We start from the raw sequence: 22036 nt of genomic DNA on the forward strand, positions 1-22036 counted from the left end.
TGCCTCTAAAGACAGAGGAAAGGTTTCACAGCTCGAACAGGGAACGCATGGCGTCGGTCAGGCGGGCCATGCTGGCTCCGGTGACCATCCCGATGCGCTCCGCGCCGACGGCGGCGGGCAGGCGGCGCATCCGGTTGACCACCACGACACCGGTGATCGGATCCTGTTCGGTGAGTGCCACCGCGTACGGCGGAAGCTCGGTCACGCCGCGCTGCCGGACGATCGGGGCGCAGAAGGGGGAAGCGTTGCCGCGCTCGTTGAACGCGTCGGCCGAGAGCACGAGAACGCGATAGCGCAGGTCGGTGCGGTTGCCGATGGTCCAGATCTCGCCCCGCCTCATGGGCGTGTCCGGCTCGGCATGAATGTCACCCTACCGCCGTGCGATCTTAGGCCACCGCGCGGCGCACCGGCGGAAAATCCGGGTGTGCTCACAGCGTGGAACGGTAGTGAACCTTGATCGCCACGAAGCCGTAAGAATAGGCGGCGTAGCGTGCTGCTAGGGAAGGGTGTCAATGATGTCGGAGAAGGCTCAGATCGGGGTCACCGGCCTCGCGGTGATGGGACGGAACCTGGCTCGCAACTTCGCCCGGCACGGGCACACCGTGGCCGTGCACAACCGCTCCTACGGTCGCACCAAGGAGCTGGTGGAGGAGTTCGGGAGCGAGGGGAAGTTCATCCCGGCCGAGACCGCGGAGGAGTTCGTGGCCAGCCTCGAGCGGCCGCGGCGTGTCGTGATCATGGTGAAGGCGGGCGGACCGACCGACGCCGTGATCGACGAGTTCGCGCCGCTGCTCGAAGAGGGCGACATGCTCATCGACGCGGGGAACGCGCATTATCTGGACACGCGGCGCCGTGAGGCGGCGCTGCGCGAGCGGGGCCTGCACTTCGTCGGCACGGGTGTGTCCGGCGGCGAGGAGGGCGCGCTGCACGGCCCGAGCATCATGCCGGGTGGTTCCAAGGAGTCGTACGAGGCGCTCGGGCCGCTGCTCGAGGACATCTCGGCCAAGGTCGACGGCGAGCCGTGCTGCGTGCACGTGGGACCGGACGGCGCCGGGCACTTCGTGAAGATGGTGCACAACGGCATCGAGTACGCCGACATGCAGCTCATCGCCGAGGCGTACGACCTGCTGCGTCAGGTCGGCGGGCACTCGCCGGCCGAGATCGCCGACGTGTTCAAGGGGTGGAACGAGGGTCGCCTCGGGTCCTACCTGATCGAGATCACGGCCGAGGTGCTCAAGCAGACCGACGCCGCGACCGGTAAGCCGTTCGTCGACATCGTGGTCGACGAGGCGGAGCAGAAGGGCACCGGCCGCTGGACCGTGCAGGCCGCGCTCGACCTCGGGGTGCCGGTCAGCGGCATCGCCGAGTCGGTGTTCGCCCGCGCGCTCTCGGGCGGCGCCGACGTGCGCAAGGCGGCGGCCGACGCCGGTCTGCCCGGCCCGTCCGCGGCGGCCGGCGCGCACGCCGGTGACCTCCAGGCCGACGTCGAGCAGGCGCTGTTCGCCTCCAAGATCGTGGCCTACGCGCAGGGCTTCCAGCAGATCCAGGCGGCCAGCGCGGAGTACAACTGGGAGATCGACCCGGGCGCGATGGCGAAGATCTGGCGGGACGGGTGCATCATCCGCGCCAAGTTCCTCGACTTCATCAAGCAGGCGTACGACAAGCAGCCGTCGCTGCAGACGCTGCTCGTCGACCAGTACTTCCTGGACGCCGTCAGCGGCGCTCAGGACGCCTGGCGCCGCGTCGTCGCCACGGCGGCCCAGCAGGGCATCCCGGCGCCCGGCTTCGCCTCCGCGCTGGCCTACTACGACGGCCTGCGCGCGTCGCGCCTGCCCGCCGCCCTGATCCAGGGCCAGCGCGACTTCTTCGGAGCCCACACCTACCGCCGCACCGACAAGCCCGGAAGCTTCCACACCCTCTGGGCAACCGACGACCGCAACGAGGTCGGCGCGTAACCACCGAAACCACCGAAAACACCTAGTTAAGTGAACAAGTAGCCACAGAGCTACCGGCATTCGCCGCCGGTGACTTGGCAGTCGGTTTTTCGACGCCCGCCGGGTTTGCGGGTGGCGGAAAACCGCCTGCCAAGTCACCGGTTACAAGGCGAATGCCTGCGAAGCGAAGCGGAGCCAGAAAGACAGTTGCGTTTGTCCAGCCCCGTCGACAGTCACCGGCCCACCCAGCGCAACCCCCGACAGTCACCGGCCCACCCAGCGCAACCCCCGACGGGTTCACCGAGACTCAGTGCAACCCGAACCCCGAGGCCACAGTCGCCGGCGCCCCCATCAACGCCCCCGCCTCATCCGCGGGCAGCGGCTTCGACATGAAGAACCCTTGACCCAGCCGATACCCCATCGAGCGCAACCGCTCCAGCTGGGCCTCGCTCTCGATGCCCTCGGCCACCGCGCTGAGCTGCAAATACTCGGCGAGCTGGGCGACCGCGGCCGCGACCGCCAGCCGTCCCCGGTCCTCGCCGTCGGCGATGCCGTCGACGAACGACTTGTCGAGTTTGAGCACGTCGACCGGGAACGCGCGCAGCAGGCTGAGCGACGACGACCCGGTGCCGAAGTCGTCCAGGGCCAGCCGGACTCCCATCTCGTGCAATGCGTGCAGGGTCTCGCGCACCTGCCGCCCGTCCGCCACCGACGACTCGGTCACCTCGAGCACCAGGTTCTGCGGCAGCAACCCGGTCTCGCTGAGCACCGCCGCCACCTCGTCGACGAAGCCGGGTTCGCGCAGCTGCCGGACCGCCACGTTCACGTTGATCGCCTTGATCGCGCCCGCGCCGTGCTCGCGCTGCCAGCGGGCGAGCTGTTCGCACGCCTCGCGCAGCACCCACGACCCGAGCGGCACGATCAGCCCGGAGCGTTCGGCGACCGGGATGAAGTCGCCCGGGGAGACGAAGCCACGGGTGGGGTGCTTCCAGCGGACCAGGGCCTCGACACCGTGGAGCCGGCCGGTGACGATGTCGAAGACCGGCTGGTAGAGCAGGAACAGCTCGCGCCGGATGATCGCGTTGTGCAGTTCGCTGCCGAGCCGGGCGTGGTTGACCACGTCCTGGCGCATCCGCGGCTCGAACCGGATCCAGGCCGCCTTGCCGCCCTCCTTGGCCGCGTACATGGCGATGTCGGCGTTACGCAGCACCTCGTCGGCCGAGTCGCCCGGTCCGGCGATGGCCACGCCCAGACTGGCGTGGGCCAGCAGCTGGTGCTCGCCGACCCGGAACGGTTCGGCCAGCGCCTGCAGGATGCGGCCGGCGGCCTCCTCGGCCGAGGTGACCTCCTCGACGTCGAGCAGGACGGCGAACTCGTCACCACCGAGGCGGGCGGGCAGCTCCTGGGCCGCGCTGTTCTCCTGCAGCCGCTGGGCGACCTGGTAGAGCAGCTGGTCGCCGAGGGCCGGGCCCATCGTGTCGTTGACCATCTTGAAGTCGTCGACGTCGATCAGCAGGACGGTGGCCGGCCGGTGCGCGGCGAGGCGCTCGGTGAGGACGCTGACGAACCGGGGGCGGTTGGCCAGCCCGGTCAGCGCGTCGGTCATCGCGAGCCGTTCCAGCTCGGCCTGGTGGTCGTGCAGGCCGTCCATCATGCGCCGGCCGTCCCGCAGGCCGAGCAGCACGCGGGTGGCCACCAGGACGGCGATCACGACGCCGCCGAAGATCAGGTTGCGGGCCCGGGTGGTCATCTCGGCCACCGCCACGTAGCCGATCAGCACGGCCATCGCCGTGACGGCGGTCAACGGCACCAGCTCGGTGCGGACGCGCCGGGGCGGGCGGGTCGCGGGGTCGGCGGCGGGCCGGCCGAAGGCCCGGCGCTGCTGGTAGGCGGCCGAGGCGAAGGACAGCGCGACCAGCGGGCTGCCGCCGACCGAGATGAGCAGCCGGGAGAAGTCGTTGCCGGCGATGAGCAGCACGGCGAGCGCCACCGCGACCATCGGCGCGACGGTCAGCAGACGCAGGGCGAGGGGGTCGATCGGGCCGTCGGCGCGACCCGCGGCCTGACCGATCACGGTCAGGCAGAGCAACCCGGCGACACCGACGGTGCCGGCCGCGGCCCGGGTGGCCAGGCCGGTTCCGGACGGCGCCGAGCTGAGCACGACGTACCAGAACAGCAGTCCGCCCGCGACGGCCACGGTCGCCAGGTCCAGCAGCACCCGGGCCCAGCCGAGCGGCGTACGGTCGCCGAACGGCAGGCGCAGGAAGGCCGTCATGGTCCAGAACATGCCGGTCAGCATCGGCACGGCGACGTACAGGGACATGCCGGCGTTGTTGTTGGCCAGGGCGAGGGCGGCGCCGCAGCTCAGCGCCAGGATGACCGCGGCGTGGCCGAGTTGCCGCCAGAACGCGCGGACCACCCGGGGCAGCACGACCATCGAGCCGATCCGCTGCAGGGAGAAGGCCGCGGCGACCATCGCGGCGGGGCCCCAGACGTAGCCCAGGACCACGGCCTGCGGATCGCGCACGACCAGCCACACGGCTACCGCCAGCGTGGTGGCCGCCGCGACCAGCAGGGCAGCGAGCCCGCTGCCCGCACGCCGGGCGGCGGGCCCCGCGGGTTGAGTCAATGCGTGTCCTATGGCCGGAGTCGGTTGTCCCTACCGCCCTCCTGTCGGCCGCCGGACCCGAAATCTGAGGGGATCACCCCTTGAGGGCGGCCCCCACCACGGCCCGGGCCTCCTCCTGGATGCGGGCCAGTTGGTCCGGTCCGTGGAAGGACTCGGCGTAGATCTTGTAGACGTCCTCGGTGCCGGACGGGCGGGCGGCGAACCAGCCCGACTCGGTGGCGACCTTGAGCCCGCCGATGGCCGCGCCGTTGCCCGGCGCGGTGGTGAGCACGGCGGTGATCGGCTCGCCGGCCAGCTCCTTGGCGGTGACCTGCTCGGGCGACAGCCGGGCCAGGATCGCCTTCTCCTCGCGGGTGGCCGGGGCGTCGATCCGGGCGTACGCGGGCTCGCCGAAGCGGGCGGTCAGGTCACGGTAGTGCTCGCTGGGCGTGCGCCCGGTGACCGCGAGGATCTCGGACGCGAGCAGGTCGAGCAGGATGCCGTCCTTGTCGGTGCTCCACGGGCCGCCGTCGCGGCGCAGGAACGAGCCGCCCGCGCTCTCCTCGCCGCCGAACCCGATCGAGCCGTCGAGCAGGCCGGACACGAACCACTTGAACCCCACCGGCACCTCGTCGAGGCGCTTGCCGAGGTCGGCCGCGACCCGGTCGATCATCGAGGACGAGACCAGCGTCTTGCCGATGGCGGCGCCGGCCGGCCAGTCGGGCCGGTGCGCGAACAGGTAGTTGATCGCGACCGCGAGGTAGTGGTTGGGGTTCATCAGACCGGCGTCGGGGGTGACGATGCCGTGCCGGTCGGCGTCGGCGTCGTTGCCGGTGGCCAGCTGGAACCGGTCCTTCTGCTCGATCAGGGACGCCATCGCGTAGGGCGACGAGCAGTCCATCCGGATCTTGCCGTCCCAGTCGAGCGTCATGAAGCCGAAGGTGGGATCGACGTTCGGGTTGACCACGGTCAGGTCGAGCCCGTGGCGCTCGGCGATCGCGCCCCAGTAGGCGACACTCGCCCCGCCCAGCGGGTCGGCGCCGACCCGCAGCCCGGCCGCCCGGATCGCGTCGATGTCGATCACGGCGGGCAGGTCGGCCACGTACGCGTCGAGGAAGTCGTAGCCGGACACCAGCGCCGACTGGCGCGCCCGGGCCGCGGGCACCCGCCGGACGTCCTTGAGCCCGGCCGCGATCAGCACGTTGGCCCGGTCCTGGATCCACTTGGTGGCGTCGGTGTCGGCCGGTCCGCCGTTGGGCGGGTTGTACTTGAAGCCGCCGTCGTCGGGCGGGTTGTGCGACGGGGTCACGACCACCCCGTCGGCCAGACCGGACGACCTCCCGCGGTTGTAGGTGAGGATCGCGTGCGACACGGCCGGCGTCGGGGTGTAGCCGTCGCGGCTGTCGATCAGCACGGTCACGTCGTTGGCGGCGAACACCTCGAGCGCGGTGATCATGGCCGGCTCGCTCAGCGCGTGGGTGTCGCGGCCCAGGTAGAGCGGGCCGTCGGTGCCCTGGTCGCGGCGGTACTCGACGATCGCCTGGCTGGTCGCGGCGATGTGGTCCTCGTTGAACGCGCTCCGCAGGCTCGACCCGCGGTGGCCGGAGGTGCCGAACGCGACGCGCTCGCCGACGACCTCGGGATCCGGGTGCTCGGTGTAGTAGCGCGAGACCACCTTGGGCACGTCGATCAGATCGGCCGGCTCGGCGGGCTTCCCGGCGCGCGGGTTGACGGACATGATGATGGCCTCCTCTGGGACGTGCACCTACTGCCTGGAGCGTATAGATATCCCATGCCCCTCACCTCCGATGCGTAAGCGGTTGTCCAGCTGTTGAACCTTTCCGTCCCGCCATCCGAACTACCACGTGTGAAGAGGCTCGTGCGCGTCCTGCTGTTCCTCGTGGCCGCGCTCGGCGTCCTCGCCCTCCCGGCGGGCCCGGCCTCGGCCCACGCGGCACTGCTGGGCTCCACGCCGTCGCCGGGCAGCGTCGTCGGCACGTCGCCGGCCGAGATCGTGATGACCTTCAGCGAGCCGATCGCGGTGGTCGCCGGGCGCGTGCAGGTGATCGCGCCGGACGGCAAACGGATCTCCGGTGAGGCCACGGCGTCCGGCACCACGCTGCGCATCCCGGTCCGCAAGGCGGATCGCCCGCTCGGCACCTACCTGGTCAGCTACCGGGTCATCTCGGCCGACAGCCACCCGATCGGCGGCGCCCTCACCTTCTCGGTCGGCGCGCCCTCGCAGGCCCCGGCCGAGCCGGCCGCCGAGGGAACCCACCGCTCGGTCACCCTGGCGACGCCGGTGACACGTTTCCTCGCGTACGCCGGGATGGTGCTCACCGCCGGGCCCGCCCTGTTCCTGGCGGTGCTGTGGCCGCGGCGCCGGGAACGACGCGGGGCGACCCTCACGGCGTACGCGGGAATGGGGTTGATCGGTCTCGCCACGCTCGGTGCGCTCTGGACGCAGGCGCCGGCCAGCACCGGAGCGCCGCTGTGGGATGTGTCCGCGAGCGAGCTGGGCGACGTGCTGAGCAGCTCGTTCGGGCTGATCCTGCTGGCCCGGCTGGCGTTGCTGGCGGTGCTGGCCGGGCTGCTGCCGCCGGTGCTGCGCGGCGCGGTGGGCCGGGTGCGCGGGATCGCCGTGGTCGTGATCGCGCTGGCGGCCATGACGACCTGGCCGCTGACCGGGCACGCGGCCGCCTCGCCGCTGTCCGGCGTGATCGTGGCGTCGGACGTGGTGCACATCGCCGCCATGTCGGTGTGGCTGGGCGGGCTGATCACCCTGACCGTGTTCCTGCTGCGGCGCACCGACCAGCGCGTGCTCGGAGTCGTGCTGCCGGTGTGGTCCCGCTGGGCCGCCCTGTCCGTGGTGTGGCTGGTCGCGGGCGGTGTGGTGCAGGCGGTGGTGCAGGTCGGGTCGATCCCGGCGCTGTGGGAGACCCCGTACGGGCGTCTGCTGGTGGCCAAGGTCGGGGTGCTGGCGGCGACGCTCGGGGCGGCGTTCTTCGCCCGGAAACTGGTCCGCGTCTCCCCCGGCTCGGGCCGGCTCAAGCGGATGGTCGGCATCGAGGTGCTGGCGACCACCGTGATCCTCGGCCTGAGCGCCGTGCTCGTGCAGGTCAACCCGGCGCGCAGTGCGGTCGTGGACGACGCCGCGGTGCGCGAGAGCGGCATCTCGCAGACGCTGACCTCGCCGCTCTACACCCTGCAGTTCAACATCTATCCGGTCGAGGTCGGCGACAGCAACACGGTGCACGCCTTCGTCTACACGTCGGCCGGGGCGCCGCTGCCGGCCGAGGAGTGGAAGGTGTCGGCGCAGTATCTGGGGCAGGACATCGAGCCGTTCAGCGAGCCGATGCTGCCGATCCTGCGGCATCACGCCGTGGGCGCGCTCACTTTCCCGCTGCCGGGGAGCTACGAGATTCGTTTCACCGTACGGATCGGGGAGCTGGACCAGGCCACGGTGAAGACGACGATCGACGTGCCGGCCGGTTCGGGCACGCCGACCAGGTGACTTCCGCGGGCCGATTGGGCAGAGAGAGTCCAGCCGGTCCGGACGAGTGGAGGTCGTCGTGCACGTGTCCGTCGTGGGGAACACCGACGACTCGGTCGTCGTCACGGTGCGGGGCAACCTCGACATCGACAGCGGAACCAGCCTGACCACCACGCTCGATCAGGTGCTGGACCGCCCGGCGCCGCGGATCGTGGTCGACCTGTCCGGCATCGAGTTCTGCGACTCGACCGGGTTGAGCGCGCTGGTGATCGGCCACAACCGGGCCGCCGCCAACGGGGGCTGGCTGCGGCTGGCCGCACCCGGCGAGTTCCTGGAACGGCTGCTCGACACGGTCGGGCTCACCCCGCGCCTCGCGGTCTATCCGACGGTGGGGGACGCGCTGACCGGGCGGTCGGCCGACTAATCTCGCGGGGTGCTCATCCTGCTGCCGCCGTCCGAGGGCAAGACCTCCGCCGCCACCGGCGACCCCGTCGACCTGTCCTCGCTGTGGCTGCCCGGCCTGGCCACACCCCGCAAGCGGGTGCTGTCCCGGCTGGTCGCGCTGAGCAGGCGGACGAGTGCCCGCGCGGTGGCCGAGTCGCTCGCCGTCCTGGGCATCACGGCCGGTCAGGCCGCGGAACTCGGTCGCAACGCCGGGCTGCTGACCTCGGCCACGGCCCCGGCCGCCTCGATCTACAGCGGCGTGCTCTACGAGGCCCTCGACGCCCACTCGCTCGCGTCGCCGGCCCGGGAGTGGCTCGACGCCAGGGCGGTCGTCTTCTCGGGGCTGTGGGGTGTGGTGCGGCTCGACGACCGCATCCCGGCCTATCGGTTGTCGGTCGGGGTGTCGCTGCCGACGCTGGGCGGGCTCACCGCGTTCTGGAAGAAAGCCCTGCCCAAGGCCCTCGACCCGGTGGCCGCCGGCGGGCCCGTGCTCGACCTGCGGTCCGGGGCGTACGGGGCGATGTGGACGCCGCCCGCTACCACCTCGGCTACCGTGCGGGTGCTGCACGAACGGGTCGTCGACGGGGTGCCCAGGCGAGCCGTGGTCAGTCACTTCAACAAGGCGACCAAGGGACGGATCGTCCGGTCGCTGGCCGAGGCCGGGGCGGCGCCCGCGTCGGTCGACGAGATCGTCACCGCGCTGCGCGACCTCAAGTACACCGTCGAGGAGCAGCCCGCGAGTGCGGGCCGCCCCCGACAGCTGGACGTCGTGGTGGCCGAGCTCTGATTACTTCGCGGCCAGGATGTCGACCACGAAGCGCAGGTCGCCCTGCTCGGGGCCGTAGGCCATGGCGGCCGGCACATCGATCTGGATGCGGCTGCCGACCTTCTGGCCGGGGATGCCCTTGTCCCAGCCCTGGATGACCTGGCCGGTGCCGATCGGGGTGCTGAACGGCTCGCCGCGCTTCCAGGACGAGTCGATCTCCTGGCCGGTCTTGTAGCTGACCAGCACATAGTTGGCGGTCACGGTCTGACCGGCCTTGACCGCCGGGCCCCGGCCGGCCACCAGCGGGGTCACCTTGAGCTCGGTCAGCGTGCCGGTGCCGGCCTTGACCACCGGCTGCTTCTTCAGCTGGTCGGGGGTGTTGACCGGCGCGGGCTGGGCCGGCTCGGGCGCGGCCGGCGCGCTCGCCTCGGGCTCCACGGCCTCGGGGGTCGGCTGCACGGCCTCGGCCGACGGGGCCGCGGCGGCCGGCTGCGCGGCGGGCTCGGGGTCGCCACCGCGGACGGTGACGAACACGGTCACCAGGACGGCGATCACGGCCACCCCGGCCACGGCCCCGGCGACGGCCTGGGTGCGGCGCTTCGCCTTGTCGCCGGTGATGGGTCGGGCGGTCTCGGTGCTCATATGTCGTCGACTCTCCTGTTATCGGCGTCGGCCGGAAACTCCGGACACGGTACCCGTAGCCGTGACGAAGCCCACCGCAAACCTCCACCGAACCGCCGATGGGGATGATCGCCCATCCGGTTGGTCACTGATTTCGCTCTACACCGTCACGCATCGAAGTGCGATCGTTTACCACTCACGCACCACTTTCCGCGCGGCTGACCGCGCGGCCAGACGTATATGCAGGAGGGTCGGTTGCCGTCGACCGGGGATGGTCGCCGCCGAGGCCAGGCCGGCCATCGGAGGGCTGCCGAACCGACCGCTCCGCACGCCTGGAACGAATATCTGTCGTCGGCGGCGGTGATCCTGGCCGGGGTACTGGTCGTCATCGGGTTCGGTTTCGTCGCGGCGCGCGGCCTGAGCAGCAACCAGGACGCGCCGGAGCGGCCGCTCGACCCGCCCGCGCCCGCCCTGGGCGACGTGCGGCTGCCCTCACCGGGCCTGATTCCGCTGGTCAGCGCCACCCCGTCGCCCTCCGGCTCGCCCACACCGTCGACGTCACCGTCCGACTCGCCGACACCCTCGAGGGACGTGGTCCGGGTCGCGCTGGGAGACGTACCGGAAAAGGTTGATCTGTCCAAGGACGGCCAGACCGACTGGGTGCACTGGGGTCTCGGCGGGACGTTCGCCCTCGAACGGGACAAGGGCGGCAACTTCCGCATCCTCGAGGGCGCCCCGACCGCGCCCCGGTTCCAGCACGGGCTGAGCCCCGAGACGTTCAGCTGGACCGGCGGTGACCCGGTGGCCACCACCGACGGCACCAAGACCGGCATCCGCACCTGCGGCAAGGGCAACGGTTTCACGCTCACGGCGCCCGCCGGCACCACCCCGCGACTGCTCAAGCTCTATGTCGGCAGCGTTTCGGCCCGGGGAAAGCTGACCGCGCGGCTGACCACGGGCGACTCGACCGGATCTACCGTTCTCGACAACCGGGGTGGCACGCTGCGCACCGCGGTCATCACCGTGGCCTACCAGGCGCCGAAATCCGGCCAGCTGCGGCTCACGTGGGTCACCGACACTGCGTACGGGAAAGGTTGCGCAGGGGTGGCCCTGGAAGCGGCAACGCTTTCGTGAAGTGATCTCATAAACGCGCGCCGGAACCCGGCGGCGAGTTGGGTACGACCAGAGGGGTTGACGTGTTCGCGGGCTGGGGATCGTGGGTCGCCCGCTTCCGGTGGCCGGTGCTGTCCGTCGCGCTCGTCGCGGTGATCGGCGCGGGCATCTGGGGGCTCGGGGTTTTCGGCCAGCTCACCGAGGGCGGCTACAACGACCCGAACAGTGAGTCGTCCCAGGCGACCGAGGCCGTCGACAAGGCCTTCGGGGCCCAGGGCGGCGATCTGGTGGTCGTCTACACGCCCGTCAAGGGGAACGTCGACGACGTCGAGCTGGGCAAACGCATCCGGGCCGCGCTGGCCAAGCTGCCCCGGTCCGAGGTCAAGAGCAGCACGTCCTACTGGTCGACCCGGTCACCGCAGTTCGTGGCCAAGGACAAGACGAGCGGCATCGCCAGCGTCACCCTGGCCGGAGCCGACGACGGCGCCAAACTGGACGCGTTCCGCGAGGTCAAGGACGACTTCGCCGTCTCCGGCGCGACCGTGCAGCTCTCCGGGGGCGTGGTGCTGGCCGACGCCACCTCCACCCGCTCGACCGACGACCTGGCCCGGGCCGAGATCATCTCGCTGCCGGTGGTCCTGATCCTGCTGCTGTTCCTGTTCGGCTCGCTGGTCGCGGCCTCGCTGCCGGTGCTGGTGGGCGGGGCCGCGGTGCTCGGCTCGCTGGGCGTGCTGCACGCGATCGCCGCGGTGCACGAGGTCAACTCGTTCGCGGTCAACGTGGCCAGCCTGCTCGGCCTGGGCATGGCCATCGACTACGGCCTGTTCATGGTCGGCCGCTTCCGCGAGGAACAGGCTTCCGGCTGTACGCCCGCCGAAGCCGTACGCCGTACGGTCGCCACCGCCGGACGCACGGTCGTGTTCTCGGCGACCCTGCTGATGATCGCGCTCGCCGGTCTGCTGCTGTTCCCGCAGGGCTTCCTCAAATCCCTCGCGTACGGGGGTCTGGCCGCGGTCGGCCTGGCCGCGCTGCTCTCGCTGACCCTGCTGCCGGCCCTGCTCGCGGTGCTCGGCCCGCGCGTCGACAAGCTGCCGATCCGGCTCCCCGTCCGCGGCCCGGGCACCTTCTGGGCGCGGCTCGCGGGCGGCGTGCTGCGCCGGCCGGTCGTAGTAGTGCTGCCGATCCTGGCCGGCCTGCTGGTGCTGGCGGCGCCGATCGGCGGGGTCCGCTTCGGCGAGGCCGACGAGCGGACACTGCCGCCGGGCGACCCGGCCCGGGTGGCGATCGAAACCCTCAAGTCGGACTACCCGCAGTTCAGCGGCGACACCATGCCGATCGTGCTGCGCGGCGCCGACTTCGACAGCTCGGCCTTCGCGGTGACACTGCGCCAGATCGACGGCATCGCCCAGCTGAGCCCGGCCCAGCACGCGGGCAACGTCACCGTCTTCACGGCGACCCTCGACTCGACCGATCCGTTCAGCTCCTCGGCCCGCCAGGTGGTCGACGACATCCGCTCCCTGCCGGTGCCGAACGGGGCCGAACTGCTGGTCGGCGGCACGACCGCCCGCAACGTGGACAGCCTGGCGGCGACCGCCGCGAAACTGCCGTGGATGGTCGGCCTGCTGGTCGGGGCCACGCTGATCCTGATGTTCCTGGCCTTCGGCTCGATCCTGCTGCCGATCAAGGCCGTGGTGATGAGCGCGCTGAGCCTGAGCGCGACCTTCGGCGTCCTGGTCTGGATCTTCCAGGACGGCCACGGCGCCTCCTGGCTGAACGTGACGCCGGCCCCGCTCGAAGCGGGCATCGTGGTGCTGATGGCGGCCGTGGTGTTCGGCCTGTCCACCGACTACGAGGTGTTCCTGCTCTCCCGCATGGTCGAGGCCCGGGCCCAGGGCGCGTCGACGAAAGAAGCGGTGACGGTCGGCCTGGCCCGCACCGGCCGGGTGATCAGCGCGGCGGCCCTGCTGCTGATCGTGGTGACCGGGGCGTTCGCGCTGTCCTCGGTGACGACGATGCGCTTCGTCGGCGTGGGCATGATCGTGGCCCTGTTCCTGGACGCCACGGTGGTCCGGATGCTCCTCGTGCCGGCGGTGCTGGGCCTGCTGGGGAACGCGGCCTGGTGGGCGCCGGGGCCGCTTCGCCGGTTGCAGGAACGGGCCGGGCTCTCCGAACACGCCGGCGAGGCGCAAGCAGCCCTGACGTCGGGGCGGCATGCGGTGGGCGAGCAGACGGTTCGGCTGGCGTTGCCGCCGGGGCCGTCGGCGACCAAGCAGAAGGCGACCTGGGACCGCGAGGCTGCGGGGATCCTGCTGCTGCCGCCGGCGATGATGTCGAAGGTCGCGTCGTCGACGGGCGAGGCCGCGACCGAGGTGATCCCCAAGGTCGTCGACGGGCCGTCGGCGGGCGTGGTGGACGACGACGTGGTCGACGCCGAGATCATCGAGGACGATCCGGCTCCGGCCGAGGCGGCCGACTCTGCCGGGTCGTCCGACTCGGGGGCTGAGGCCGGCGACGACGCCTCGTCCGAGGAGGGTGCTGAGCACGCTGCGGCCGGTTCTGTTGCCGATGATGCGCGTGCTGAGGCGGCTCCCGGGGAAGCAACTGCCGAAGACGGCGTAGCCGGCAGTGCGGCCTCTCCTACGTCGGCCGCAGACACTGCGATCAAGGACGACGCGGACGAAGCCGAAGTTGTCGACGCGGTCGCCGATGATGCGGTCACCGATCCGGTTTCCGAGGGGGGCACGGCCGAGCCGGCAACAGGATCTGACGCGGCTGAGTCAAGCGCCACCGACGCAGTCGGCGGCAGCGCCTCTGAGCCGAGCACCCCCGACGCGCTCACCAGCAACACCGTCAGCGAGCCGAGCCGCACTGACGCGGCCGCCGACAGCACCGCCACCGAGCCAAGCGAGGCGGACGCTGTTGCTGATGTGGTCGCCACCGAGCCAAGCGTCGCCGATGCAGGTGCCAGCGGTGCCGCCGATGCCGATGCCGCTGATGCCGCTGCCGGCGATGCCGCCGGGCGGCCGGTAACCGAGGACGCTGCGGTCGAGCCGGCCGACGAGGAAAGCACCGCCGAGTCGGCCACCCCTCAGGTCGCCACGGAAATTGCTGGGGAAACGGCCGACGTCGACGCGGGCCGACCGGCCGCTGGGGAAGCAATCTCGGATCCGCGGATCGTCGTCGATACGGCAGCGGTCGACTCGATCGCCGCGCGGATCCTGGCCGCCGATGCTCGCGCAGCCCGCATGGCCGCCGACGAAGCTGCAACGGCCGTAACTGGGCCGACCAGTTCTTCCGAGGCCACCACAGCCCACGAACCGGCAACTGCAGCCCACACCCCCGATCCGTCCACCGCCGCCCACGTCACAGATCCGGAAGCGGCCGCAGCCACCGACTCGGCGACCGAAACCTCTGATCACACCGCCCACGCGACCGACCTGCCCGTCGCCGACGCCGACGCCGATTCGGTCGCCGACGTGGCAGCCGGCGAAACGGCCACCACTCGCAGCGATGCCGGCGATTCATACGCGGCGCGCATCACTGACAACGCAGCGGCCGCTGAACGCATCACCGGCAGCGCCTCGGCTGCCGAGCGCATCGCTGACGAAACACCTGTCGCCGAACGCATCGCTGACGACGCACCCGCCGGCGAACGCATTGCTAGCGACGCACCTGCCGCCGAACGCATCGCTGACGACACAACCGCCGCCGAAAGCATTGCCGACGACGCACCCGCCGCCGAACGCATCAGCGACAACGACCCGGACTCGGCACGGACCGACGCCGAAGACGCAGCTGCTGCTGGGCGCATTGCTGGGGATGAGTCCGCTGCTGAGCGCGAATCTGACGTTGCGCGGAACGACGACTTCTCCTACGCGGCGCGTACCAGTGACGATGAGCCGGGCGCCGGGCGCATTGGTGACGACGAGCTGGTCGCTGGGCGTGTCAGTCCGGCGGAACCGGACTCTCACGAGGTCGACGAGCCGGTTTACGCCCCGGCCGCCAGCCGTTGGCCGGGTGTTGACGACGAGCCTGCGGTCGGCGAGTTGGTCGATGACGATGAGCCGCCGCTGGCTGCGGCCTCGCTGCACTACCCGGTGCCGTACTACCCCGAGCCGGGCGTGTACCGGTCGGAGTCGGTCAGCAAGTATGCCGACTACTCGGCTCCGGACGAGTTCTTCTTCGCGCCCTCGTCGGCGGGGACGTTCGCCAGTTCGCTGGAGCTGCCCGCCGCGGACGCCGAGCCGCCCGTGCCCTATTTCGGGGACCGGCCCGACTTCGAGCGCACCCGCAACCTCTCGCTGCCCGACCTGAACCTCGGCCGCCGTTCCGACGGGCCCGACCTGGATGCGACGGCGGTCTTCGAGGCGCCGAACCGGCAGGCCGCACGGGCCTTCGAGTCCCCCGACCCGGAGACCTCGGGGGCGATCGCGACCCCCGAACTCGACCCGGTGACTCCGGACTACCGGGCGATCACCCCGGCCGCGCCCGCCGCGTCGACGAGCACCGGGTCGGTGCCGGACACGACGACGGCCGACACCGCGGCGACGCCGGAGACCGACGCGGTTCCGTCGGCGGTCGACGAGTCGGATCTCGCCGTCACGCGCAACTTCGATGCTCCGGACCTGGAGGCCACGCGCCGGCTCCGGCTCCCGGGCCTCGAGTCGACGCGGCGCATACCCGCCCCGGACGTCGAACGCGCCCGCCGCCTCGAGTCCTCCGCCCCGACTGCGAGCTCCGCCCCGACCACGAGCTCGACGCCGACCGCGGAGGAGGTCGTGTCCACCCCGCCGCTCCCCCGGCGTCCGGTCGAGCCGACGACAGACCCGGCCCCGGCGTCCTCCTCGAGCCGCCTGTCGGACCTCTTCCCGACCCGGCGGACCACCGAGCCCGACGAGACCCCGGCCCAGCGCCGGCCCACGATCTTCGACGAGCCCGCACCGGTGCCCGCCGACCCGGGGCCGGCACCTTACGACCGGCCGATGCCGAGCCGGGACCCGTTCCGCCGGAATCTCGCCGGGCCCGGCGAGCCGGCTCTCAAACCGGCGGACAAACCCGACAAGCCGGTCCACGAACCGGCCGATGAGCCGAACCGGAGGCGGGATCCGTTCCGGACACGCCGACCGGCCGCGCTCGACGAGCCGAGCACCGCAACGAACGAGTCAGGCAGCGCCCCGCTGCTCGAACGCCGGCCCGCCGCCTTCGGCGAGCCGGGAACCGAGAGTCTGCCGGGCACCGAGCCGCTCCCCCGACGGCAGCCGGCCGAGTCCGAGCAGCGCCGGGCCGCCGCATTCACCGAGCCGACCCCGGGCCGCGAGCCACTGCCGCAGCGCCGACCGGCCGAACCTGACTCCCGCCAGCAGCTTCCCGTGCGACAAGTCCCCGAACAGCGCCCGGCCGTCGAACAGCACGGGCTGGACCCGGTGCTTCCCGTGCGGCGGGCGGCCGGGTACGGCGATCCGCACCCGCAGACTGAAGCCCGTCCCGCCGACCAGCAGCCGGATCCGTCGCCGCTGCTGCGCCCGTCGATGCTCGGTGACCAGCCCTATTCGGTCCGGCCTCCAGAACCGACGGCGGCCCGGCCTCCGGAACCGACGGCGGTCCGGTCACCGGAACCGACGGCGGCCCGGTCACCGGAACCGACGGCGACGACGGTGCCCGCCCCGCGCCGCCCGGCCGACCTGGGCGATCACCTGCGGACGACCCGCCCGGCCGACCTGGGTGACCACCTGCGCGAGTCCCGTCCGGCCGACCTCGCGCAGTACACCCGGCGCCCGACCGGCGAGCGCAAGCCCACCGACAAGCGCCGCCCGGCGACCCTGGCCGACCAGACGCCGCCGTCACGCCGCCGCACCGAGGACGACGAGCCGGCCGGGTAACCGGCTCAGCGGAAGACCAGTCCGCCGCCCACCTCGAGGACCTGGCCGGTGAGCGCTCCGGAACCCTCGGAGACCAGGAGGCGTACGGTCGCAACCAGGTCTTCCGGCACGAGCGGCCGTGGCAGCGCCTGCGAGGCGACGATCGGGGCGTGGGCCCGCTGGTCCTGACCGGCGGCCAGCTCGACCTCGCCCTCGGTGCGGATCGCCCCGGGCGAGAGCGCGTTCACGGTGATCCCGGCCGGCCCGAGCGCTCGGGCCAGCGAGCGGGTGAGGCCGATCAGGGCGGCCTTGCTGGAGACGTACGCGGGACCGGACGGGCCGCCCAGCCGCACGGTCGGCGAGACCACGTTGACGATGCGGCCCCAGCCCCGTTCGGCCATGCCGGGGCTGAGCGCCTGGGCCAGCAGCATCGGGGCGGTGACGTTGACCGCGAACGTCTGCTGCCACTCGGCCAGCGGCAACTCCGCGAAGTCCACGTTGGAGGCCTTGGCCGCGTTGTTGATCAGCACGTCGACCGGGCCGGCGCGGTCGGCCAGGTCGCGGACGGCGCCCGGATCGGCCAGGTCGGCGTCGAGCAGGGTGGCCTCAGCGCCCAGGTCACGGCACAGGCGGGCGACGCCCTCGGCCTCCTCGGGGGCGGCCAGGTGGTGCAGCATCAGCTTGTGCCCGGGCCGGGACAGTCCGACGGCGATGGCCGCCCCGATCCCGCGCCGCGCCCCGGTGATCAGAATCCGCTGACCCATGCGGTCACCCTATGCGGAAGAAGCGGGGAAAGGGACGTGGCCGAGCGGCTCGCTGGCGCAGAACCGCTCGGCCACGTCGTTCAGGGGCGGGCGACCACCATCGGCGCGACCGCGGCCGGGACCGGCCGGGTCGACAGCCAGCAGCCGGCCGCGACCAGAACGAACCCCCCGATCGTACTGAGACCGAAGCTCTCGTCGAGCAACGCAACTCCGAGAAGGACGGCGACAACCGGGTTCACATATGTCACCAGGCCCGCCCGGGTCGACCCGACCTGCGCGATGAGCTGGTAGAACGCGAGCAGCGCGAGGGCCGTGCAGAGGACGCCGAGCGCGGCCAGTGATGCCCACGACTCGATGCGTACGGGATGGGAAGGAATGGCGAAAAGGGCGAACGGCGCGAGCGCCAGCGTGGTGATCCCGGTCGTGGCCCCGACCAGCGACTCGGCCGGCACGTCGGACAGGCGGCGCTGGACGATCATGGTGGCCACCGCGTAGCTGATCGCGGCGACCAGCACCATGCCGGCACCGAGCAGACCGAGGCGGTCGCCCGAGAGGTCCAGGCCGACCAGCAGCGCCACCCCGCCGAAGCCGAGCACGAGGCCGGCCACCCGGATCGGGGTGAGCCGCTCGGTCCGCGACATGAGCAGCGCGATCGCGACCGGTTCGACCGCGATGAGCAGGCCGGTGAGCGACGAGCTGATGTGCGTCTCGCCGTACGTGATCAGCAGGAACGGGCCGAGAATGTGCACGAACGACAGCACGACGACCCAGCGCATGCGTCCGCGCAGCCCGGCCAGGGTGCCGCGCGCGGCGGCGATCGGCAGCAGCACGAGCGCCGCGATCGCCACGCGGCCGGCCACCACGAGCAGCGGCGACAGGTCCTCGATGGCGACCTTGATCAGGAAGTACGGGATGCCCCAGAGCACCGAGACAGCGAGGAAGAGGAGCCAGGCACGTCGATTCACACCACAATTCTTTTCCCGTACGGTGTTAAGCGGTAGTGCCGACTTACTGAGGTTGTCATCAGGAGAGCTAATGATCGAGGTTCGCCGTGTGGCGGTTCTGCGCGAGGTCGCCCGGCTCGGCAGCTTCAACCAGGCCGCGGCCTCGCTGCGACTCACCCCGTCGGCGGTGTCGCAGCAGATCAGCACGCTGGAACGCGAGATCGGCACCGCGGTCGTGCACCGGAGCACCCGCGGCGTCCACCTCACCGAGGCGGGCCGGGTGCTGGTCGAGGCCGGTGACGCCATCGCCGCCGAGTTGTCCCAGGCCGAGCGTGAGATCGCCCGCCTCGGCACGCCCGACAGCCTGACCGTGGCCACCTTCACCAGCGGCGGTCAGCGCCTGCTGCCACCGGCGCTGACCAGGTTCGCCGCCGAGCGCCCGGGCGTCGAGCTCACCGTCCTCGAGAACGAGCCCGCCGACGCCCTGCCCCTGGTCCGCTCGGGCGCGGCCGACCTGGCGCTGGTCTATCACTTCGACGACCTTCCTCCCGTACGCCCGCAGGACCGCTCCGGCCTCACCTGGACTCCCCTGCTCGACGACCCCATGTGGATCGTGCTGCCGTCCGGTCACCACCTGGAGGGCCGCGAGTCGGTCACGATCGCCGACCTGGCCGACGAGCGCTGGGTGCACGGCTGCCTGGAGATCGTCGACATGCTGGACCACTACGCGGCCCTGGCGGGCTACCAGGTGCGTACGGCCTGCCGCGGCACCGACTACGTCTTCGCCCAGTCCCTGGTCCGCGCCGACGTCGGCATCAGCATGATTCCGCAGGTCGCCCTGACCGCGTCCCAGGGCGGCCTGGCCACCGTGCCGCTGGCACCGCCGTGCCCGTGCCGCTACATCGGCATCGTCACCCCGCAGCGCCGACGCCCCAACCCGCTGACTGCGGCCCTGGTCCAGGCCTTGCACGACACGGTGGCCGCCCTGCCCACGGCCCGGCCCGCGGCACGGTCCGGCCGCCCGGACCGGCCGGGAGCGTGACCGGGCATCATGGGAGCGTGCGCGTATTGCTGGTCGGAGCCGGAGGAACCCTGGGCCGGGCGGTCGCCGAGGCGCTGACTGCTTCGCACGAGGTGGTGGCGGCGTCGCGATCCAGCGAATGGCCGGTCGACCTGGAGACGCCGTCGTCGATCGACACCCTGTTCGAGCGCGTGGGCCCGGTCGGCGCGGTGGTCTGCTGCGCGGCGAGCGGGCCCCTGGTCGACCTCGAGAAGGTGACCGACGACGAGTTCGCCGCCGGGCTGACCGGCAAACTCCTGGGTCAGATCGCCCTGGCCCGGCGCGCGATCCGGCATCTCCCGCCGGGCGGATCCGTCACTCTGACCGGTGGCACGTTCGTCGCCCCGCTCCCCCGTGGGTCGCTCGGCGCGACCGTCAACAGCGCCCTCGAAGGCTTCGTGGTCAACGCGGCCGCCGAACTCCGCCGTCAGCTGCTGATCAACCTGGTCGCGCCCGGGTGGATCAGCGAGACCCTCGAACAGCTGGGCCTGGACCCGCAGGACGGAACACCGGCCGCCGACGTGGCCCGCACCTACCGCGATCTCGTCGACGGCACCCGGACCGGCAGCATCATCCGGCCATGACCACACCGCCGGCGCCGGAGGGGCAGCGCCGTCCGGTCGTGATCGAAGAGTCAGGTGGGGGCGTGGTCGGCCGATCAGTCGCTGGGCTCAGTACAGTTCCAGCGTTGGATCGGGAAAGTAAGGACGGACAAGTCGGATGACGGCGCAAGCAAGGACGACCACCGGAACGACGGCCGAGGTGCCGGCCGAGGCGGATGCCCGGATGCGCGCCCGACTGGACGCTGGAGTCAATACCGGGCCGGATGGCGCGCCGGCCGCAGCGGTCACCGGAACACCCTCCGTGGTTGCCGCCACTGCTCCCGATGGGACAAATGACACGCTGGATGCCGAAGCGGGCATTGGGATCACGGATGAGCTTGGTGCCGGGGTGGATGCCGAGCGGCTGGCGCTGTGTCTCGCGGTGATCGCTGAGGTGGAAGCGCTTCCGGCGGAGCACCCCGACTCGGTGGCGGTGCGGCGGGCGACCGCCGGGCTGTTCAAGACGGTGAAGCACAAGCGGCGGCGGGAGCGGCGGGACGCGATCCTCGCCAACGACAAGGCGGTCACCGAGGCGACCGCGACCGGGGCGCCGGGCCGGATCGACGACGAGACCGCGGGGATTCCGCTGCGCACCAGCGTGCAGGCGGCCACCGCGGGCGTTCTGCACCAGGCCCGCGGCTGTTACGTGTGCAAGAAGCGGTACACGCACGTCGACGCGTTCTACCACCAGCTCTGCCCGGAGTGCGCGCTGACGAACCACGCGCGGCGCGACGCCCGCACCGACCTGACCGGGCGCCGGGCGCTGCTCACTGGTGGGCGCGCCAAGATCGGCATGTACATCGCGCTGCGGCTGCTGCGCGACGGCGCCGACCTGACCATCACCACCCGGTTCCCACACGACGCGGTGCGCCGGTTCTCGGCCATGCCGGACAGCGCCGACTGGCTGCACCGGCTGCGGGTGGTCGGGCTCGACCTGCGCGACCCGGCCCAGGTGGTGGGGCTGGCCGACTCGGTGGCGGCGCGCGGTCACCTCGACATCATCGTCAACAACGCGGCGCAGACGGTCCGGCGTTCGCCCGGCTCCTACTCGGCCATCGCCGCCGCCGAGAGTGAACCGCTGCCCGACGGGCCGCTGCCCGAGCTGGAATACTTCGGCACCGCGGGCGCCTCCCCGGCCGCCGCGCTGACCACCGGCGCGCCCGTGCTGACGCCGCAGCAGATCACCGAGATGGCGCTGACCGCCCGCTCGGTCGCGATCGACGCCGGCGGCCTGGTGCCCGACACCGCGCCGACCAACAGCTGGAGCGACCGGGTGCACGAGGTCGACCCGCTGGAGCTGCTCGAGGTGCAGCTGTGCAACGTGACCGCGCCGTTCGTGCTGGTCAGCCGGTTGCGCGGGGCGATGACGAGGTCGCCCTTCCCGCGGCGCTACGTGGTCAACGTGTCGGCCATGGAGGGCGTGTTCAACCGCGGCTACAAGGGTGCCGGGCACCCGCACACGAACATGGCCAAGGCGGCGCTGAACATGCTGACCCGCACCAGCGCGGTCGACATGTTCTCCGACGGAATCCTGATGACCAGCGTCGACACCGGCTGGATCACCGACGAGCGCCCGCACCCGACGAAGATGCGGCTGGCCGACGAGGGTTTCCACGCCCCGCTCGACCTGGTCGACGGCGCGGCCCGGGTGTACGACCCGATCGTGCGCGGCGAGCAGGGCGAGAACCTGTACGGCGTCTTCCTGAAGGACTACGCCCCGATCGACTGGTAGAGGTTCCAGCACCTGGCGGCCCGGCATGCCGATCGCGGGCGACGGGAAACGCGAACGAGCCACGACCCCCGCCCGGGGCCGTGGCTCGTTCTACTGC

At 71.8% G+C, this 22036-nt stretch carries 15 protein-coding genes; 9 read left to right on the forward strand and 6 right to left on the reverse strand.

Annotated elements, in window-relative coordinates; translation table 11 throughout:
- Nucleotides 1-25: 25 nt before the first annotated feature.
- Nucleotides 26-340 (reverse strand): type II toxin-antitoxin system PemK/MazF family toxin, encoded by a 315-nt coding sequence (locus KOI35_RS37510; RefSeq protein ID WP_215793586.1) that lies wholly within the window; start codon nt 338-340, stop codon nt 26-28.
- A gap of 175 nt (nt 341-515) precedes the next feature.
- Here KOI35_RS37510 and gnd point away from each other — a divergent pair, with 175 nt between their 5' ends.
- Nucleotides 516-1955, forward strand: a complete 1440-nt coding sequence (gene gnd / locus KOI35_RS37515) for an NADP-dependent phosphogluconate dehydrogenase (RefSeq protein WP_215793588.1) — start codon at nt 516-518, stop codon at nt 1953-1955.
- A 286-nt stretch (nt 1956-2241) separates the two neighbouring features.
- Here gnd and KOI35_RS37520 read toward each other — a convergent pair whose 3' ends face one another.
- Both KOI35_RS37520 and pgm read right to left on the reverse strand, forming a co-directional pair.
- Nucleotides 2242-4563, reverse strand: coding sequence for a putative bifunctional diguanylate cyclase/phosphodiesterase (locus KOI35_RS37520; RefSeq protein ID WP_246614425.1), 2322 nt, complete (start codon nt 4561-4563; stop codon nt 2242-2244).
- 73 nt (nt 4564-4636) lie between these two features.
- Entirely contained in the window at nt 4637-6280 is a 1644-nt protein-coding gene (gene pgm, locus KOI35_RS37525; protein WP_215793591.1) for a phosphoglucomutase (alpha-D-glucose-1,6-bisphosphate-dependent), read from the reverse strand.
- Nucleotides 6281-6421: 141 nt separating this feature from the next.
- Between pgm and KOI35_RS37530 the strand changes: the two genes are divergently transcribed.
- The 3 genes from KOI35_RS37530 to yaaA are packed head-to-tail and all read left to right on the forward strand — an operon-like array spanning nt 6422 to nt 9266.
- On the forward strand, nt 6422-8056 hold the full coding sequence (locus tag KOI35_RS37530; protein WP_215793593.1) for a copper resistance CopC/CopD family protein: 1635 nt from the start codon (nt 6422-6424) through the stop codon (nt 8054-8056).
- Between the two features lie 58 nt (nt 8057-8114).
- Complete coding sequence (locus tag KOI35_RS37535) at nt 8115-8459, forward strand: STAS domain-containing protein (RefSeq protein ID WP_215793595.1); 345 nt, start codon at nt 8115-8117, stop codon at nt 8457-8459.
- Between the two features lie 9 nt (nt 8460-8468).
- Nucleotides 8469-9266 carry a peroxide stress protein YaaA gene (gene yaaA, locus KOI35_RS37540; RefSeq protein WP_215793598.1) on the forward strand — a complete coding sequence of 266 codons (798 nt, stop codon included), beginning with the start codon at nt 8469-8471 and terminating at the stop codon, nt 9264-9266.
- Here yaaA and KOI35_RS37545 read toward each other — a convergent pair whose 3' ends face one another.
- Nucleotides 9267-9887: an FKBP-type peptidyl-prolyl cis-trans isomerase gene (locus KOI35_RS37545; RefSeq protein ID WP_215793600.1), complete on the reverse strand. Its 621-nt coding sequence runs from the start codon at nt 9885-9887 to the stop codon at nt 9267-9269.
- Nucleotides 9888-10121: 234 nt separating this feature from the next.
- On the opposite strand from KOI35_RS37545, the gene KOI35_RS37550 reads away from it, so the two are divergent.
- Nucleotides 10122-11000 (forward strand): hypothetical protein, encoded by an 879-nt coding sequence (locus tag KOI35_RS37550; protein WP_246614426.1) that lies wholly within the window; start codon nt 10122-10124, stop codon nt 10998-11000.
- A 62-nt stretch (nt 11001-11062) separates the two neighbouring features.
- Nucleotides 11063-16858: an MMPL family transporter gene (locus tag KOI35_RS37555; RefSeq protein ID WP_215793603.1), complete on the forward strand. Its 5796-nt coding sequence runs from the start codon at nt 11063-11065 to the stop codon at nt 16856-16858.
- 5 nt (nt 16859-16863) lie between these two features.
- On the opposite strand, the gene KOI35_RS37560 is transcribed toward KOI35_RS37555, so the two are convergent.
- Nucleotides 16864-17601 (reverse strand): SDR family NAD(P)-dependent oxidoreductase, encoded by a 738-nt coding sequence (locus KOI35_RS37560; protein ID WP_215793605.1) that lies wholly within the window; start codon nt 17599-17601, stop codon nt 16864-16866.
- An 80-nt stretch (nt 17602-17681) separates the two neighbouring features.
- Nucleotides 17682-18566, reverse strand: coding sequence for a DMT family transporter (locus KOI35_RS37565; RefSeq protein WP_215793607.1), 885 nt, complete (start codon nt 18564-18566; stop codon nt 17682-17684).
- Nucleotides 18567-18636: 70 nt separating this feature from the next.
- On the opposite strand from KOI35_RS37565, the gene KOI35_RS37570 reads away from it, so the two are divergent.
- The 3 genes from KOI35_RS37570 (at nt 18637) to KOI35_RS37580 (ending at nt 21939) form a co-directional block, all read left to right on the forward strand.
- Nucleotides 18637-19587 (forward strand): LysR family transcriptional regulator, encoded by a 951-nt coding sequence (locus KOI35_RS37570; RefSeq protein ID WP_215793610.1) that lies wholly within the window; start codon nt 18637-18639, stop codon nt 19585-19587.
- Nucleotides 19588-19604: 17 nt separating this feature from the next.
- Nucleotides 19605-20189, forward strand: a complete 585-nt coding sequence (locus KOI35_RS37575) for a short chain dehydrogenase (RefSeq protein WP_215793612.1) — start codon at nt 19605-19607, stop codon at nt 20187-20189.
- A 367-nt stretch (nt 20190-20556) separates the two neighbouring features.
- The gene (locus tag KOI35_RS37580; protein WP_308121327.1) at nt 20557-21939 is read left to right on the forward strand and encodes an SDR family NAD(P)-dependent oxidoreductase; all 1383 of its coding nucleotides are present in this window, start codon (nt 20557-20559) and stop codon (nt 21937-21939) included.
- Nucleotides 21940-22036: the final 97 nt, after the last annotated feature.

The organism is Paractinoplanes bogorensis, assembly GCF_018829635.1.
Lineage (GTDB): Bacteria > Actinomycetota > Actinomycetes > Mycobacteriales > Micromonosporaceae > Actinoplanes > Actinoplanes bogorensis.

Coding starts and splice junctions, on each gene's coding strand:
- KOI35_RS37510 (WP_215793586.1), bottom strand. CDS start 340: ATGAGGCGGGGCGAGATCTGGACCATCGGCAACCGCACCGACCTGCGC.
- gnd (WP_215793588.1), top strand. CDS start 516: ATGTCGGAGAAGGCTCAGATCGGGGTCACCGGCCTCGCGGTGATGGGA.
- pgm (WP_215793591.1), bottom strand. CDS start 6,280: ATGTCCGTCAACCCGCGCGCCGGGAAGCCCGCCGAGCCGGCCGATCTG.
- KOI35_RS37545 (WP_215793600.1), bottom strand. CDS start 9,887: ATGAGCACCGAGACCGCCCGACCCATCACCGGCGACAAGGCGAAGCGC.
- KOI35_RS37560 (WP_215793605.1), bottom strand. CDS start 17,601: ATGGGTCAGCGGATTCTGATCACCGGGGCGCGGCGCGGGATCGGGGCG.
- KOI35_RS37570 (WP_215793610.1), top strand. CDS start 18,637: ATGATCGAGGTTCGCCGTGTGGCGGTTCTGCGCGAGGTCGCCCGGCTC.